Origin of the sequence: Sinorhizobium sojae CCBAU 05684 (genome assembly GCF_002288525.1) — a bacterium.
Classification (GTDB): domain Bacteria; phylum Pseudomonadota; class Alphaproteobacteria; order Rhizobiales; family Rhizobiaceae; genus Sinorhizobium; species Sinorhizobium sojae.
This window is the reverse complement of the sequence record NZ_CP023067.1, coordinates 2225162-2241568: the sequence shown is the minus strand read 5'-3', so window position 1 is coordinate 2241568 and position 16407 is coordinate 2225162. Positions and strand designations below refer to the sequence as shown.

Genomic DNA, 16407 nt, shown 5'->3' with positions numbered 1-16407 from the left:
CAAGGCATGCCGACGTTGCTTTCGATCCGCGGCCGGCGCGGCCGGTTAAGCCCTCCCCTTGTGGGGAGGGGTGGGAGGGGTTTCTTGCCTTACCTCTTCGTCAGCTTCAGCTTCTCGCGAACCTCTTCCGGTCCGATGATCCTGGCGCCCATGCCCTCGACCACAGTCACCGCCTTTTCGACGAGCTGGGCATTCGTCGCGAGCCGGCCCTTCGCGACATAGAGATTGTCCTCCAAGCCGACGCGGACATTGCCGCCGGCAAGGATCGCGGCAGCCGGATAGGCCATGGCGTTGCGGCCGATCGAGAAGGCCGAGAAGGTCCAGGTCGATGGCACGTTGTTGACCATCGCCATGAAGGTGTTGAGATCGTCGGGGGCGCCCCACGGAATGCCCATGCAGAGCTGGATCAGCACCGGATCCTCGATCAGACCTTCCTCGACGAGCTGCTTTGCGAACCAGAGGTGGCCGGTATCGAAGGCCTCGATTTCCGGACGCACGCCGAGCGCGGTCATCTGGCGCGCCATTTCGCGCAGCATCGACGGCGTGTTGGTCATGACATAGTCGCCGAGCGAGAAGTTCATGGTGCCGCAGTCGAGCGTGCAGATCTCCGGCAGGCATTCGGCAACATGGGCGACGCGCTCGGTGGCGCCGGCCATGTCCGTGCCTTTTTCATTGACCGGAAGGGGGCTCTCGACATTGCCAAAGATGAGGTCGCCGCCCATGCCGGCGGTCAGGTTTAGGACCACGTCGACATCGGCGGAGCGGATGCGGTCGGTCACTTCCCTGTAGAGGTCGAGGCGGCGGGCCGGAGCGCCTGTCTCCGGATCGCGGACATGGCAGTGGACGATTGCCGCACCCGCCTTGGCCGCCTCGATCGACGCTTCGGCGATCTGTTTCGGCGTCACCGGAACGTGGCTGGATTTCGAAACGGTGTCTCCCGAACCGGTGACTGCACAGGTTATGAAAACCTCACGGTTCATGCTGAGCGGCATAGCTGTCTCCCTTTTCGTTGAGCCCATTACGAGCCAGAAAGGTCGACGCTGCTTTCCATAAGCGGAACGATCCTATACATTATTGGAAAGGATGAGGAAGTTTCGCAATGGATCTTATTGCTTCGCGGGTGCAGCACGTCGATTTGCTGGTCCTGCCGGAGACCAATCTCATCCTCGTCGCCTCGGTCGTGGAGCCATTGCGGGCCGCCAACCGCATTGCCGGCCGCAGCCTTTACAGCTGGACGATGTTCAGCCCGGACGGTGAAGCGATCGAGACGAAGAGCGGCATTCCGATCCCGGTCGCCGGTCCCTTTCGGCCGCAGCGCGAGGCGGCGCCGCTCTTCGTCCTGTCGAGCTACAATTGGCGGCGCAGCGCGACCTCGCATTTGAAGATGCTGCTGTCGCAGACGGCGCGCCACCGCGAGGTGATGGCGGGGATCGAATCCGGCTCCTGGCTGCTTGCCGAGACGAGCCTCCTCGACAATTTCTCCGCGACGACCCATTGGGAGGACTTCGAGGACTTTGCTGCGACCTATCCGCAGGTGACGATGGTGCGCGAGCGTTTCGTCATCGACGGCAAGCGCATCACCACCGGGGGATCGCTGCCGACGCTCGACCTGATGCTGGAACTGATCCGGCGGGCGCATGGCTATTCGCTGGCGCTCGAAGTCTCACGCCTCTTCATCTATGAACAGGAGCGCACACGCGGGGACCTTTTGCAGGTGCCGGCGATCGGCAATATGCGCATTCTCGACTCCCGGGTCGGCGCGGCGGTCAGGCTGATGGAGGAAACCGTCGAGGCGCCGCTTACGCTTGCAAAGCTGGCACGCCGGGTCGGCGTCAGCGCGCGGTACCTGCAGGACCTTTTCCGGGAGACGATGGGCGTGGCGCCGCACGCGCACTATCTGGCGCTGAGGCTCAATGCAGCGCGGCGCAAGGTGATCGAGACGCGGATGGAGTTTGCCGACATCGCGGCGATTTCCGGCTTCAATTCCTCTTCGTCGTTCTCGCGCAGCTATCGCGCGCATTATCGCGAGAGCCCGAGCGAAACGCGCCGGCGGCTGAAGCTAAAGAATTGATTCAAGCATTTGAGGTGCCGATCGAACGGCCGCTGATTTCGTCAGTCGGATCAGGGGCCTGGCGCTCCCGGATGAGGAATGGATTCAAAGCTGGAGGCGCGACTTACAGCGCCGCGCGTCTTTTCGGACGCGCGAAGGTCGCTGCAGCCTTTTGAAGTTCTGCATGTCCTTAATCGAGGTCGATTTAAGGAGACATGCAGTAGCCGATCGCGCCTCCCTCGGATCAGGCGTTGACGAGCGCGAGCTTCGCGCGGGCGTCGAGAATTTGCGCGCAGGCGTTCGCCGCTTCCTCGCCCTTGGTGACGAAGTGGTCGCGGAAGAAGGCGATCAGCGGCTCGCATTCCTGGAAGTTGTGGGGCGTCAGAACGGCCGAGAGCACCGGTACGTCCGTGTCCAGCTGGACGCGCATCATCCCCTCGAGCACCGTCCCGGCCACGAAATCGTGGCGATAGATGCCCCCATCGACGACGAGGGCGGTGCCGAGGATCGCCGAATAGCGTCCGGTTTTCGCCAGCGTCTGCGCATGCAGCGGGATTTCGAGCGCGCCCGGCACGTCGAAGATCTCGACATCGGCCGTATTGCCGCCGAGCTTCGCCCATTGCGTAACGAAGGCAGTGACGCATTGGTCGACGATGTCGGCGTGCCAGCGGGCGCGGACGATGGCAATTCTGGTGGAGGGGTGAGAAAGAATGGTCATGATCTCAAGCCTTTCAGGGTTGGCATTTTTTCCAATGATCCCGTCGGGCGAACAGGCACGCGCGATGCCCCGGGGAGGGGGCTCGCTCCTGCTTGCTCTCTTCCATCCGGACTGTAACCGTCGGCTCCGGAGTTTGACCGGATCTGCTGACCTTCAAGCAAGATGCTGGAAGCGCTCGCGGGCTTCGATCGTGGGATCCTTCGATCCGACCATCGCTACCGCCGGTGGGGAATTTCACCCCGCCCTGAGAACACTTGCGACTATAGAGACGGATTGGCGCCGGTCAAACGCGGCATACGACGCAAAAGCGAGAATTCACGACAGACTTTTCGGGGAACCGGCCACAGAGAACAGGTCGCGACCGGGGGGCATGGCCTATTCGCGGATGACCAGCAGGTCCTTGGCCGCAAAGCGGAGTGTGACATTCTCCCCGGCCGCAGGCGGGAGGGTGCCCGGATTGTTGAACATGTCGAAGGAGATGACGTCGCCACCGACCCTGAGCTTGGTGCGGATGACCGAGCCCAGGAAGCTCGTGGCCACGACCTCGCCCGACAGCGAGGCGTCGCCCGTGGCGCTTTCGGCAATCGAACCCGCTTCCGGCCGGAGCGCCAGCGAGATCATATCCCCGCCATTCAGGCCGGCAATCGGCTCCTGCAAAGTAACCGACTGGTGGCCTATGGTGACGCTGCCCGCCGCGGGGTCGGTGACTTTGGCCTCGATGATGTTGAGCGTGCCGACGAAGGAGGCGACGAAGCGGGTCGCTGGCGTGTTGTAGATCTCGAAGGGCGTGCCGATCTGGTCGGCGCGGCCGGCATTCATGACCACAATCCGGTCGGAAATCGACAGCGCCTCCTCCTGGTCGTGCGTCACGAACACGGTGGTGATGCCGAGCTGCTGCTGGATCTGCCGGATCTCTTCGCGCAGCGAAATGCGGATCTTCGCATCGAGCGCGGAGAGGGGCTCGTCGAGCAGCAGCACCTGCGGCTTGACCGCAAGCGCGCGCGCGAGCGCCACGCGCTGCTGCTGGCCGCCGGACAATTGATAGGGGAAGCGGTCCGCCAGGTGCTCGAGCTTGATGAGCCCGAGCATCTGCTTCACCCGTGTATCAATCTCCGATTTTGAAGCGCCTGCGACCTTGAGGCCGAAGGCGACATTGTCGTGCACGTTCATGTTGGGGAACAGTGCATAGGCCTGGAACACCATCCCGATATTGCGCTGGTTGGGCTTGAAGGTGCCCTGGTCCTTGCCGTCGATCAGGATCGAGCCGCCCGACGGCGTCTCGAAGCCGGCGATCATCCGGAGAATGGTGGTCTTGCCGCAGCCGGAGGGCCCGAGAAAGGAAACGAATTCCCCCTTCTCAATGCCCATGTTGAAATTATGCACGACCTGAACCGGGCCGAAGGATTTCTGGATATTGGTCAGTGTCAGGAATGCCATATTGATCAAGCCTTGGCCGGAGCGGATTTCTGGAAGCGGGAGACGAGCTGGATCAGCCCCATGCTGAGCCAGGTGATGGCGAATGCGATGACGGCAAGCGCCGAGGGCTCATAGGCCTTGTTGGCGCCGACGAGCTGCAGGTAAGGGCCGAAGGCCGGCCGGTTGAGCAGCGCCGCCATGGTGAATTCGCCCATGACGATGGCGAAGGTGATGAAGGCGCCGGAAAGAACGCCGCTCATCACGTTCGGGAAAATGCAGCGGAAGAGGATTGTCGGCCATTTGGCGCCGAGGCTTTCTGCGGCTTCGGTGAGCGTCCGTACGTCGATCGCCCGCATCGCCGTATCGACGGCGCGATACATATAGGGGAGCGACAGCGTCATGTAGGAGAACATCAGCAGCGAATTGGTGCCGGTGGTGGAGCCGGTGAGCGGCAGGACCGACGACGAGTTATAGAGCCGGAGATAGCCGAAGACGATGACGATCGCCGGGATGACGAGCGGCAGCAGCGTCACGAATTCGACGATGGGCCTCACCTGCGGCAGGCGCAGCCGCACCCAATAGGCGGTCGGCACCACCAGCAGCATGCCGAAGATGATGGTCAGCAGCGCCATCAGCATGGAATAGCTGAAGGTCTCGCGGAACTGCATGTCGGCGAAAACCGACTGGTAGGCGTCGAAGGAATATTCGCCCCGGCGCATGCGCAGCGAGAATTCCAGCGTGCCGAGAAGCGGAACGATGAAGTAGCTCGCTCCGATGGCGATGGCGATCCAGGCGCCCAGGCGTTGTGCTTTCATTTCTGCCACCGTTCGGCGCGCATCCGCAGCCAGATGTATAGAATGTTGGAAATGCCGGTGATGACGATCATGCCGAGCGCCAGCGCATAGCCGAGGTTCGGATTGTGCAGCACGTCGCCGCGGATCTGGGCATAGAGCAGGATCGGCACGATGTTCAGCGAACTGCCGGTCAGCGCGTAGGCCGTGGCGATGGCGCCGAAGGCGTTGGCAAAGAGCAGGAGCGTCGTCCCGAGCAGGCTCGGCCACAGGATCGGCAGCGCCACCATGCGCCAATATTGCCAGGTGGAGGCGCCGAGAATTTCGGAGGCCTCGCGCCATTCCTTCTTCATGCCATCGAGCGCCGGCGTCAGGATCAGCACCATCAGCGGGATCTGGAAATACATATAGGTGATGCTGAGGCCGAAGAAGCTCAATAGGTTGAAGCCGGTGCCATAGAGATTGAAGCCGAACCAATCGCGCAGAAAAACGGTGACCAGGCCGGTACGGCCGAGCGTCGCCAGGAAGGCAAAGGCGAGCGGCACGCCGGCGAAATTCGAGGCAACGCCGGAGAAGGTGAGCAGGCCCGAGCGGATCCACTTCGGAACGCCGCCGAGCACGATCGCCCAGGCAAGGAAAAAGCCGATCAAGGCGCCGCCGAGCGAAGAGGCGACCGAGACCCGGATCGAGATCCAATAGGCGCTGATGATCGACGGAGTGAACAGGTCGCTAATGTTCTTGAAGGTGAATGCGCCCTCAGGCGTCAGGAACGCGCCGGTGACGAGGTAAAGCGTCGGAACAATCAGGAACATCAACGCGAAGATCGCGAAGGGCGCGATGCCGAGCCAATCGACGATCGTTCGTTTGCTGATCAGGGGTACTGCTGCGGTCGTGGTGGTCATGAAGGCTTTCGGCGGTCCGTCGTCAAGATTTGTGCCTCCCCGCCCGTGAGGGCGGGGAGGCTGTTTCAGCTACTGGACGTTGGCGCCGACGACGCTGTCCCACTTGGTGGTGATCGCTTGCTTGCCCTTCTCCTGCTCTTCGAGCGTCGGGAAGACAGCCTTTTCATAGGCTTCTGCCGGCGGCAGCTTGTCGAGCAGTTCCTGCGGAACCTTGCCGTTCTTGACGAGGTCGTTGAAGCGGATCGGGTGGCAATAGCCCTTCAGCCAGCCGAGCTGACCTTCGTCCGAATAGAGATATTCCATCCAGAGCTTGGCGGCGTTCGGATGCGGCGCATAGGCCGAGATCGCCTGGACGTAAACGCCGGCGACGACGCCCGTGTTCGGAACGACCACTTCGACCGGCGGGTTGCCGTTCAGGCTGTCGCGCCAGGAGAGACCGTTATAGTCCCAGGCGATGATGATCGGGGTCGAGCCCTGGGCAAGCGAAGCCGACTTGCCGATGACCGGAACAAAGTTGCCGGCCTTGTTGACCTCCGCAAAGAAGGCGAGGCCTGCTTCGCCAGCCTTGGCGGCGTCCGTTTCGCCAGTCGAAAGCCCGGCGGCGTAGACGGCCTGCACCGCCTGGTTGGACGCGCGCGGATCGCCGGCGAGCGCTACGGCATTGGCGTATTCGGGCTTCTTCAGGTCGGCCCAGTCCTTCGGCACCTCCTTGATGATGTCGGTGTTCACGATGAAGGAGAGAACGCCGTAATAGTCGCCATACCAGTAGCCTTCCGGATCCTTGGCGCTGTCCGGAATCGTATCCCAGGTGGAGACTTTGTAGGGCTGGATCAGGCCTTCGGCCTTGGCCGTCGGGCCGAAGGAGAGGCCGATGTCGAGCACGTCAGGCGCCTGCGGCCCGGTGTTGCCCTTGTTGGCCTTCACGGCTTCGAGTTCATCGCCCGAGCCGGCGTCCGGGTTCAGTTCGTTGACCTCGATGCCGTATTTCTCCTTGAAGCCGGCAATGACATCGCCGTAGCCGCACCAGCTGTGCGGAAGCGCGATGGTGGTCAACATGCCTTCCTTCTTGGCAGCGGCGATAAGCTCCTCGCTCGGCTCGGCGGCGGCGATGGCCGTCGTCGCCAGAAGCATGGCGGTCGAGAGCGAGAGCAGGCGTTGAGTCTTTGAAATCACTGGCGTTCTCCTTATTGGGTTTCCGTTAATTTCGGCGATGCTGTTAAAGCGCTGTGATGAAACTTATGTGACAGTCGCCGCCCGGGTTACAGCCAGGATGCGGTGGCCGGAAGGCCGCTTCCTCAAGGGTCGAAGCATTGCGCTTGCCACATGGTTCATCAATTGACTTCAGATATTGCCGGGCACCTCCTAGACCGGCTTGCGGAAAATGCGGGTCGAGTCGAACAGGCCCTCTAGGGTCTTCATCCGATCGCGGGTTTCCTCCCAGTTGGAACTCTGCACGGCCTCGATCAGCGCCTCGACGAGGAACAGGAGAAGGACGGAGCTGTCCCAGGCCGAGGGTACCTCGATCCGCGCACGGAAAACCTTGGACGCGGATTTGGCGACAGGCGAGCCCCACTGGTCGGTGAAGAGAACGATTTCGACGCCACGCTCGCGGGCAAAGCGGGCGAGCGTCTCCATTTCCTGCTCATAGCGGCGGATGTCGAAAAGGATCAGGACATCGCCCTGCTTCATGTCCAGGACATAGTGGGGCCAGGAACTCGGATTGGCCGCGATTTGCGTGACGCCGGTGCGTATGACCTGAAGATGGGTGAACAGATAGTCCGCCATCGAACGGGTGATGCGCCCACCGACGAGATAGACGTGGCGATTGCGATCCGCGACGAGTGCCGCGGCGGTGTCGAATTCGGCGGGTTCGATCTGCGAAAGCGTCTGGCGCATATTGCCCATGACCGCGTCGGCAAAACGATTGAGGGTGTGGGTCCCCGGCGCGCTTGCCGCCCAGCGATCGTGCTTGGCGATCGGATTGGAGATCGTCGCTTCCAGTTCCTGGTGGAGCCTCGCCTGGAAATCGGGAAAACCGCGGAAGCCGAGCTTCTGCACCATGCGGGCAACCGTCGGCGTGGAGACGCCCGCGTTCTCGGCGACCGTGGTGATCGAGCCGAGGCCGGACACGGGATAGTTGTCGAGAAGTGTCTCCGCCAAGCGTTTCTCGGCGCGCGTCAGCGCCGGGAAATGTGCGTTGATCACATCCGACACGGTCATGGATGTCGTGTTGCCGTTCACTGTAACCCCTCAGCCGGTCTCCGCCAGCTTGAACGGATTTAACATTGCTGCCGCACGACGAGTCAATCGATTTTTGAAGAGATCGTTTCAGATTTTGGTTGACAGCCACTTTCCTGTGAAGAATTCTTTTCACGATTTTCGTCGGCAGGGCTGTTGATGGGGGCGCCGGTTGTGACGCGACTTTTGACTGAATCGGAAGGCAATCCGGTCGCCATCACCAATACGCACGCGAAGGGTGATTTCGTCTTCCTGTGCGAGCATGCGTCACGCCGCCTGCCGGAGCGCCTGGGAACGCTCGGGCTCTCCGAGGACGCGCTCAAGAGCCATATCGCCTGGGATCCGGGTGCGCTCGCGGTGGGCGAGCTGCTCGCCAGAAAGCTCGACGGCGCGCTGATCTATCAGCGGTTCTCCCGTCTTGCCTATGATTGCAACCGGCCGCCGGAATCGGAGGTGGCGATGCCCATTGTCAGCGAAATCTACGAGGTGCCGGGCAACAGGGCGATGTCGGCGGCCGAGCGCCAGGCGCGGGTCGACGAGCTCTACCGGCCGTTCCACGACGCCGTGTCGCGCTTCATGGTCGATCGCAAGGCGGCGGGCCGGCAGCCCGTGCTCGTCACGATGCACAGCTTCACCCCGGTCTATTTCGGCAGGCTACGCACCGTGCAGCTTGGCGTTCTCCACGATGCCGACAGTCGGCTGGCCGACCGTATGCTGGCGGTCGCGGCGGCGGACGGTACCTACGACGTCCGTCGCAACGAGCCTTACGGGCCAGCGGACGGGGTGACGCATAGTCTGATAGAATACGGCGTCCGCTACGGACTGCCCAACGTGATGATCGAGATCAGAAACGATCTCATCCGTGATGAAGTCGGCCAGAGGGGCATGGCCGAATATCTGGAAGGGCTGCTCGCCAAGAGTGTGGCCGCCTTGTCCGCACAATAAAAAGCCCCTGGGGAGCGGCAGCGCTCGCGGTGACGACCGGTGATCTATTGAACAGGAGAATGACAGCCAATGCTTGGATCGGCAGCAAGGGGAGGCGCGTTTCCTCGACCGGATGACGCATGCGCCCGGCGGGGGCGCCGCCATGCCTGAATATCTAAAGACCTATGTCCGCGTCGTCGATGGGTTCAATCGGCGCGTCGGCAGGGCAACCATGTATCTGATCTTCGCGATGATGGGCATCCTCCTCTATTCATCGATTTCGAAGGCATGGCTCCTGCCGTCGCTCTGGACTCTTGAAATGGCGCAGTTCGTCATGGCTGCCTATTATCTGCTGGGCGGGGCCTACTCGCTGCAGCTCGACAGCCATGTCCGCATGGACCTGCTCTATGGCCGCTGGACGCTGCGCACACGCGCCATGGTCGATGCCGTCACCATCATCATGCTGCTCGTCTATCTGGCGTTTCTGCTTTACGGCGGCATTTCCAGCACCGCCTACGCGTTGAAATACGGCGAGACCAGCTATTCGGCCTGGGCGCCCTACATGGCGCCGATCAAGATCATCATGACGATCGGTATCGTGCTCACTTTCCTCCAGGCGACGTCCATCTTCATCAAGGACCTGGCCCATGCCGTCGGGAGGCCGATCGCATGAGCTACGAAATGATCGCCTTTACGATGTTCTCGTCGATGATGATGACGATGCTGACCGGCCAGCGCGTCTTCGCCGCCATCGGCGTCGTCGGCGTTGTCGCCGCCGCATTCCTGTGGGGCAATGGCGGCTTCGAAATGGCCTTCGCCGCCTCGATGAAGCTGATGAAGTGGTACCCGCTTCTGACGCTGCCGCTCTTCATCTTCATGGGCTACATGCTGTCGGAATCCGGCATCGCCGAGGACCTCTACAAGATGTTCCATGTCTGGATGGGGGGCTTGCGCGGAGGGCTTGCGCTCGGAACCCTCGGGCTCATGGTCATCATCTCCGCCATGAACGGCCTCAGCGTTGCCGGCATGGCGATCGGCGCGACGATCGCGCTGCCGGAACTGCTGAGACGCGGCTATGACAAGACCATGGTCTCCGGCGTCATCCAGGCGGGCAGCTCACTCGGCATTCTGGTGCCGCCAAGCGTGGTTCTGGTGCTCTATGGCATGATTGCCCGCCAGCCGGTCGGGCAGCTCTGGCTCGCCGGCGTCTTCCCAGGCCTGCTTCTGGCGTTTCTGTTTTCGCTCTACGTCGTCATCCGCTGCAAGATCCAGCCGCATCTGGGGCCGGCGCTGCCGAAGGAAGAGCGCAATATTCCGCTTGCCGAAAAGCTCAAGCTGCTCAGGGCCGGCATCCTGCCGTTCATGATCTTCTTCCTGATGATGGGCCTCTTCGTCATGGGCGTCACCAGCCTCGTCGAAAGCTCGGCGGTCGGTGCGATCTCCGCGCTCGCGGCCGCCTGGTGGAAGGGACGGCTGACCTGGAACGTGTTCGACAAGACGGTCGAGCAGACGCTCGGGATATCCTGCATGTTCATGTGGATCATCCTGGCCGCGCTCTGCTTCGGCGCCGTTTTCGACGGTCTCGGCGCGGTCAAGGCGATCGAGTACCTGTTCCTTGAAAAATGGGGCCTTGGTCCTTGGGAGGTGCTGATTCTGATGCAGATATCCTATCTGATCATGGGCACCTTCCTCGACGACACGGCAATGCTCGTCATCGTCGCGCCGCTTTATATTCCGCTCGTCGGCAGCCTCGGCTTCGATCTCATCTGGTACGGCGTGCTCTACACCATCACCTGCCAGATCGCCTACATGACCCCGCCATTCGGTTACAACCTGTTCCTGATGCGGGCGATGGCGCCACCCGAGATCACGCTGATGGACATCTATAAATCGGTATTCCCCTTCGTGGCGGTGATGGTGGTGGGCCTGGCGATCGTGACGGCCTTTCCGGAGATCGCACTCTGGCTGCCGCAACACGTCTATGTAAGGGGCTGACGGGAGCCAGCGCTCGGCGCTGCAAGAAACGATGCCCTCTCCGCCGTCGGAGAGGGTTCCAATAAAATGAAGAAGTGCAACTGAACCAAGAAAGATAGAGGGAAACAGAAAGATGACCAACAGACGCGATTTTCTGAAGAAGGCGGGGCTCGCTGCCGCCGCCGGCACGACGGCGCTGGCGGCGCCGGCCGTGCGTGCGCAATCGAAGATCACCTGGCGCCTGCAGACTTATGCCGGCCCGGCGCTCGCCGAGCACGTGATCAAGCCGGCGATCGACGCCTTCAACAAGGCGGCCAATGGTGAGATGCAGATCGACCTCTACACCGCCGACCAGCTGGTGCCGACGGGCGAGCTCTTCCGCGCAATGCAGGCGGGCACGATCGACGCCGTCCAGAGCGACGACGATTCCATGGCTTCGCCCGTCGACATCAAAGTCTTCGGCGGCTATTTCCCCTTCGCCTCGCGCTACAGCCTCGATGTGCCGACGCTCTTCCATCAGTACGGCCTCAACGAGATTTGGGCCGAGGCCTATGGCGAGGTCGAGGGCGTCACCTGGCTCTCGGCCGGGGCCTGGGACCCGTGCAACTTCGCGACCATCAAGCCGATCAAGTCGCTCGAGGACCTGAAGGGCCTGCGCATCTTCACCTTCCCGACGGCCGGCAAGTTCCTGACGCGCTTCGGCGTCGTGCCGGTTACGCTGCCCTGGGAAGACGTTCAGGTCGCCATGCAGACAGGCGAACTCGACGGTCTCGCCTGGTCGGGCATCACCGAGGACTACACGGTCGGTTGGGCGGACGTGACCAAGTATTTCCTCACCAACAATATTTCCGGCGCCTGGTGCGGCTCCTTCTTCGCAAACTCGGCGCGTTGGGACGAGGTGCCGGAGCATCTCAAGACGCTCTTCCGTCTCTGCATCGATTCCTCGCACTACTACCGCCAGCACTGGTATTGGGGCGGCGAGGCTATGCTGCGCGCCGAGGGCACCAAGCTCGAACTGACGACCATTCCTGACGAGGAATGGGAGACCGTCGAACAGGAAGCGTTGAAATTCTGGGATGAGATCGCGGCCACCAGCCCGCGGGCGGCCAAGGTCGTGGCGATCCTCAAAAAATATCGTGAAGTGATGGAGAAGGCGGGCCCGCCCTACCGCTACAGCTGATCACGAACATCTTGAAACTCGCGTCCGGAGCCGCACCCGCGGTTCCGGATGCCGACAGGCCAACGCAAGCCGGCTCAACACCGCAACCAGGACTTCTCGATGAGCGCGAACTACACATTCGATGATTTGAAGAAAGATGTGGCCGAGGGCCGCATCGACACGGTGCTCGCCTGCCAGGTGGATATGCAGGGTCGTCTGATGGGCAAGCGCTTTCATGCGGAATATTTCGTCGAAAGCGCCTGGAAGGAAACCCATAGCTGCAACTATCTGCTGGCGACCGACCTGGAGATGGAGACGGTCCAGGGCTACAAGGCAACGAGTTGGGAGAAGGGCTACGGCGACTATACGATGAAGCCGGACCTCTCGACGCTCCGGCGCATACCCTGGCTCGAAGGCACGGCGCTCGTCATCTGCGACGTGCTCGACCACCATACCCATGAGGAGGTGCCGCATTCGCCGCGCGCCATCCTGAAGAAGCAGGTTGCGCGCCTCGAAGCCATGGGCCTCAAGGCCTTCATGGCGAGCGAGCTCGAATTCTTCCTCTTCGACCAGTCCTACGAGGATGCGAGGGCGTGCGGATACCGCGACCTGCAGCTCGTCAGCGGCTACAACGAGGACTACCACATCTTCCAGACGACCAAGGAAGAGGACGTGATGCGGGCGATCCGCAATGGCCTGCAAGGCGCCGGCATCCCGGTGGAAAACTCCAAGGGCGAGGCGTCCGCCGGCCAGGAAGAGATCAACGTCCGCTATGCGGATGCACTTGCGATGGCCGACCGCCATGCGATCATCAAGAACGGCTGCAAGGAGATCGCCTGGCAGCGCGGCAAGGCGATCACCTTCCTTGCCAAGTGGAACTACTCGGCCGCCGGCTCCTCCTCGCATATCCACCAGTCGTTGTGGAGCGCCGACGGCGAGACGCCGATGTTCTTCGACAAAGACGGCCGCTACGGCATGTCCGAACTGATGCGGCACTACGTTGCCGGGTTGCTCGCCCACGCGAGCGAGACCACCTATTTCCTCGCCCCCTACATTAATTCCTACAAGCGCTTCATGGCCGGCACCTTCGCGCCGACCAAGGCGATCTGGAGCAAGGACAACCGCACGGCCGGTTACCGCCTCTGCGGCGACGGCACCAAGGGCATCCGCATCGAGTGCCGGGTCGGGGGCTCCGATCTCAACCCCTATCTCGCCTTCGCCGCCTTGCTTGCGGCCGGCATCGCGGGCATCGAGAACAAGCTGGAGCTGGAAGCGCCCTTCGTCGGGGATGCCTATCACGGCAAGGACGTGCGCGAAATTCCGCATACGCTGAGGGAGGCGGCCGAAGCCCTGAGCGGATCGGAGATGCTCAGGGCGGCCTTCGGTGACGACGTCATCGATCATTATACCCGTGCGGCGCGCTGGGAGCAGGAGGAATACGACCGGCGCGTCACCGATTGGGAGGTCGCGCGCGGGTTCGAACGGGCGTAGCCATGCGCCGATTTACCCCTCCCCAACCCCTCCCCAAAAGGGGGAGGAGCTTTGGCGCTCGCGGCGCTCGCCTGCCCATATACAGCCTTTTCGCCTAGCGAGGGTTGCGGCAGAGGCGGAGAGCCTCGAAGACGATTTTTAGTAACGAACAGGGAAACGATCATGACGATGATCAGATGTATTTCGCCGGTCAATGGCGAGGTCTATGCCGAACGCGCGGCCATGCCGACCGAGCAGGCGAAAGAGGCGGTGGCGAAAGCGCGGCTGGCGCAGAAGGCGTGGGCGAAGCGTCCGCTTGACGAACGGGTCAAGCTGGTGCTTGCCGGCGTCGCGAGGCTCAACGACATGGCCGAAGAGGTGGTGCCGGAACTTGCCTGGCAGATGGGCCGGCCGGTGCGCTATGGCGGCGAGTTCAAGGGGTTCAACGAACGGTCCAACTACGTCGCCTCAATTGCCGCCGATGCGCTGAAGCCGCTCGTCGTTGAAGACAGCGAGCGCTTCGAGCGTCGGATCGAGCGTGAGCCGCATGGCGTTGTCTTCGTCATCGCGCCCTGGAACTACCCCTATATGACGGCGATCAACACGGTCGCTCCGGCGCTTATTGCGGGCAACACGGTCGTCATCAAGCATGCAAGCCAGACGATCCTCGTCGGTGAGCGCCTAGTGCGCGCCTTTGTCGAGGCCGGCGTGCCGGAGGACGTCTTCCAGAACCTGTTCCTCGACCACGAGACGACGGCGGCGCTGATCGCCGCCAAATGCTTCGACTTCATCAATTTCACGGGTTCGGTGGAAGGCGGGCGCTCGATCGAGCGCGCGGCGGCTGGAACCTTCACCGGGCTGGGGCTCGAACTCGGCGGCAAGGATCCGGGCTATGTGATGGAGGATGCCGACCTCGACGCGGCGGTCGACACGCTGATGGACGGCGCGACGTATAATTCCGGCCAATGTTGCTGCGGCATCGAGCGCATTTATGTGCACGAGTCGCTCTACGATGCCTTCGTCGAAAAATCGGTCGCGTGGGTTTCCAACTACAAGCTCGGCAACCCGCTCGACCCGGAAACGACGCTCGGCCCCATGGCCAACAAGCGCTTCGCGGAGACCGTGCGCACCCAGATCGCCGATGCGGTAGCGAAGGGGGCGCAGGCGCTTATCGATCCCAAGCTCTTCCCTGAGGATGACGGCGGTGCCTATCTCGCGCCGCAGCTTCTCGTCGATGTCGACCATTCGATGGCGTTCATGCGCGAGGAGACCTTCGGCCCGGCCGTCGGCATCATGAAGGTGAAGACCGACGCGCACGCGATCGAACTGATGAATGATTGCCGGTATGGGCTGACGGCCTCGCTCTGGACCAAGGACGCCGAGCACGCCGCGCGGATCGGACGCGAGCTCGAGACCGGGACAGTGTTCATGAACCGCGCCGACTATCTCGACCCGGCGCTCTGCTGGACCGGCGTCAAGGAGACGGGTCGCGGCGGGTCGCTCTCCATCATCGGCTTCCACAATCTTACCCGCCCGAAATCCTATCACCTGAAGAAAGTCACAGCATGACGATCACTGCCAACTGGAGCTATCCGACCGCCATCAAATTCGGTGCCGGCCGGATCAAGGAGCTTGCCGACCATTGCAAGGCCGTCGGCATGAAAAAGCCGCTGCTCATCACCGACCGCGGTCTCGCGCCGATGGCGATCACGCAGGGCGCGCTCGACATTCTCGATGCCGGCGGTCTCGGTCGCGCGATCTTCGCGGACGTCGATCCGAACCCAAATGACGTCAACCTCGAGGCCGGCATCAGGGCCTTCAAGGATGGCGGCCATGACGGCGTCGTCGCTTTCGGCGGCGGCTCCGGCCTCGATCTCGGCAAGTGCGTCGCCTTCATGGTCGGCCAGACGCGGCCGGTCTGGGATTTCGAGGACATCGGCGACTGGTGGACGCGTGCGAATGTCGAGGGTATTGCGCCGATCATCGCGGTGCCGACCACCGCGGGCACCGGCTCGGAAGTCGGTCGCGCCAGCGTCATCACCAATTCGCAAACCCATGTGAAGAAGGTGATCTTCCATCCGAAGTTCCTGCCGGCAGTAACGATCTGCGACCCGGAACTGACGGTCGGCATGCCGAAGGTGATCACGGCCGGCACGGGCATGGATGCCTTCGCCCATTGCCTGGAAGCCTATTCCTCGCCCTTCTACCACCCGATGTCGGCCGGCATTGCGCTCGAAGGCATGCGGCTCGTCAAGGAATATCTGCCGCGCGCCTACAAGGATGGTACCGATATCGAGGCCCGCGCCCACATGATGAGCGCGGCGGCAATGGGGGCAGTCGCCTTCCAGAAGGGGCTGGGCGCAATCCATTCGCTCTCCCATCCGGTCGGCGCCATCTACAACACCCATCACGGCATGACCAATGCGGTCGTGATGCCGCCGGTTCTGCGCTTCAATCAGCCGGCGATCGAGGAGAAGATTGCCTGCGCCGCCGCCTATCTCGGTATTTCCGGCGGCTTTGACGGCTTCTATGATTATGTGCTGCAACTGCGCGAGGAACTCGGCGTCCCGGACAACCTCGCGGCCCTCGGCGTCGGCACCGACCGCATCGACGAGATGGCGGAAATGGCGATCGTCGATCCGACGGCGGGGGGCAATCCGGTGGAGCTGACGCTCGAGGCGGCAAGGAAACTCTTTGTCGAGTGCATTTGAAGGCGTCGCTCGTTAATTTCTTCAAAGCCCGGGAAATCCCCGATTTCCCGGGCT

The 16407-nt window shown here is 62.2% G+C and carries 15 protein-coding genes and 1 riboswitch; of the genes, 8 read left to right on the top strand and 7 right to left on the bottom strand.

Annotated elements, in window-relative coordinates; translation table 11 throughout:
- Positions 1–89: 89 nt before the first annotated feature.
- Complete coding sequence (gene bcoG, locus SJ05684_RS11025; protein ID WP_034851315.1) at positions 90–992, bottom strand: 3-dehydrocarnitine:acetyl-CoA trimethylamine transferase BcoG; 903 nt, start codon at positions 990–992, stop codon at positions 90–92.
- Positions 993–1099: 107 nt separating this feature from the next.
- Between bcoG and SJ05684_RS11020 the strand changes: the two genes are divergently transcribed.
- A complete protein-coding gene (locus SJ05684_RS11020; protein ID WP_034851313.1) occupies positions 1100–2071 on the top strand; it encodes a GlxA family transcriptional regulator in 972 nt (323 codons plus the stop codon).
- Between the two features lie 223 nt (positions 2072–2294).
- Here SJ05684_RS11020 and SJ05684_RS11015 read toward each other — a convergent pair whose 3' ends face one another.
- From SJ05684_RS11015 to SJ05684_RS10990, 6 genes are all read right to left on the bottom strand, one after another.
- Positions 2295–2768: a 6,7-dimethyl-8-ribityllumazine synthase gene (locus tag SJ05684_RS11015; RefSeq protein ID WP_034851311.1), complete on the bottom strand. Its 474-nt coding sequence runs from the start codon at positions 2766–2768 to the stop codon at positions 2295–2297.
- A gap of 90 nt (positions 2769–2858) precedes the next feature.
- Positions 2859–3024: riboswitch (FMN riboswitch) on the bottom strand.
- 119 nt (positions 3025–3143) lie between these two features.
- Complete coding sequence (locus SJ05684_RS11010; RefSeq protein WP_034851384.1) at positions 3144–4205, bottom strand: ABC transporter ATP-binding protein; 1062 nt, start codon at positions 4203–4205, stop codon at positions 3144–3146.
- A gap of 5 nt (positions 4206–4210) precedes the next feature.
- On the bottom strand, positions 4211–4999 hold the full coding sequence (locus SJ05684_RS11005; RefSeq protein WP_034851309.1) for an ABC transporter permease: 789 nt from the start codon (positions 4997–4999) through the stop codon (positions 4211–4213).
- A complete protein-coding gene (locus SJ05684_RS11000; protein ID WP_034851308.1) occupies positions 4996–5877 on the bottom strand; it encodes an ABC transporter permease in 882 nt (293 codons plus the stop codon). The genes SJ05684_RS11005 and SJ05684_RS11000 overlap by 4 nt, the downstream gene beginning before the upstream one ends.
- Positions 5878–5946: 69 nt before the next feature.
- A complete protein-coding gene (locus tag SJ05684_RS10995; RefSeq protein WP_034851306.1) occupies positions 5947–7050 on the bottom strand; it encodes an ABC transporter substrate-binding protein in 1104 nt (367 codons plus the stop codon).
- A 189-nt stretch (positions 7051–7239) separates the two neighbouring features.
- Positions 7240–8118 (bottom strand): MurR/RpiR family transcriptional regulator, encoded by an 879-nt coding sequence (locus SJ05684_RS10990; protein WP_083846054.1) that lies wholly within the window; start codon positions 8116–8118, stop codon positions 7240–7242.
- A gap of 171 nt (positions 8119–8289) precedes the next feature.
- On the opposite strand from SJ05684_RS10990, the gene SJ05684_RS10985 reads away from it, so the two are divergent.
- The 7 genes from SJ05684_RS10985 (at position 8290) to SJ05684_RS10955 (ending at position 16353) form a co-directional block, all read left to right on the top strand.
- On the top strand, positions 8290–9060 hold the full coding sequence (locus tag SJ05684_RS10985; RefSeq protein WP_034851379.1) for an N-formylglutamate amidohydrolase: 771 nt from the start codon (positions 8290–8292) through the stop codon (positions 9058–9060).
- 142 nt (positions 9061–9202) lie between these two features.
- Complete coding sequence (locus tag SJ05684_RS10980; protein ID WP_034851377.1) at positions 9203–9712, top strand: TRAP transporter small permease subunit; 510 nt, start codon at positions 9203–9205, stop codon at positions 9710–9712.
- A complete protein-coding gene (locus SJ05684_RS10975; protein ID WP_034851303.1) occupies positions 9709–11034 on the top strand; it encodes a TRAP transporter large permease in 1326 nt (441 codons plus the stop codon). Before SJ05684_RS10980 ends, SJ05684_RS10975 begins: the two co-directional genes overlap by 4 nt.
- A 112-nt stretch (positions 11035–11146) precedes the next feature.
- A complete protein-coding gene (locus SJ05684_RS10970) occupies positions 11147–12193 on the top strand; it encodes a TRAP transporter substrate-binding protein (RefSeq protein WP_034851300.1) in 1047 nt (348 codons plus the stop codon).
- A gap of 99 nt (positions 12194–12292) precedes the next feature.
- Entirely contained in the window at positions 12293–13663 is a 1371-nt protein-coding gene (locus SJ05684_RS10965) for a glutamine synthetase family protein (RefSeq protein WP_034851375.1), read from the top strand.
- Positions 13664–13825: 162 nt separating this feature from the next.
- Positions 13826–15211 (top strand): aldehyde dehydrogenase family protein, encoded by a 1386-nt coding sequence (locus SJ05684_RS10960; RefSeq protein ID WP_034851298.1) that lies wholly within the window; start codon positions 13826–13828, stop codon positions 15209–15211.
- Positions 15208–16353, top strand: a complete 1146-nt coding sequence (locus SJ05684_RS10955; RefSeq protein WP_034851296.1) for an iron-containing alcohol dehydrogenase — start codon at positions 15208–15210, stop codon at positions 16351–16353. The genes SJ05684_RS10960 and SJ05684_RS10955 overlap by 4 nt, the downstream gene beginning before the upstream one ends.
- The last annotated feature ends 54 nt before the right edge of the window (positions 16354–16407 follow it).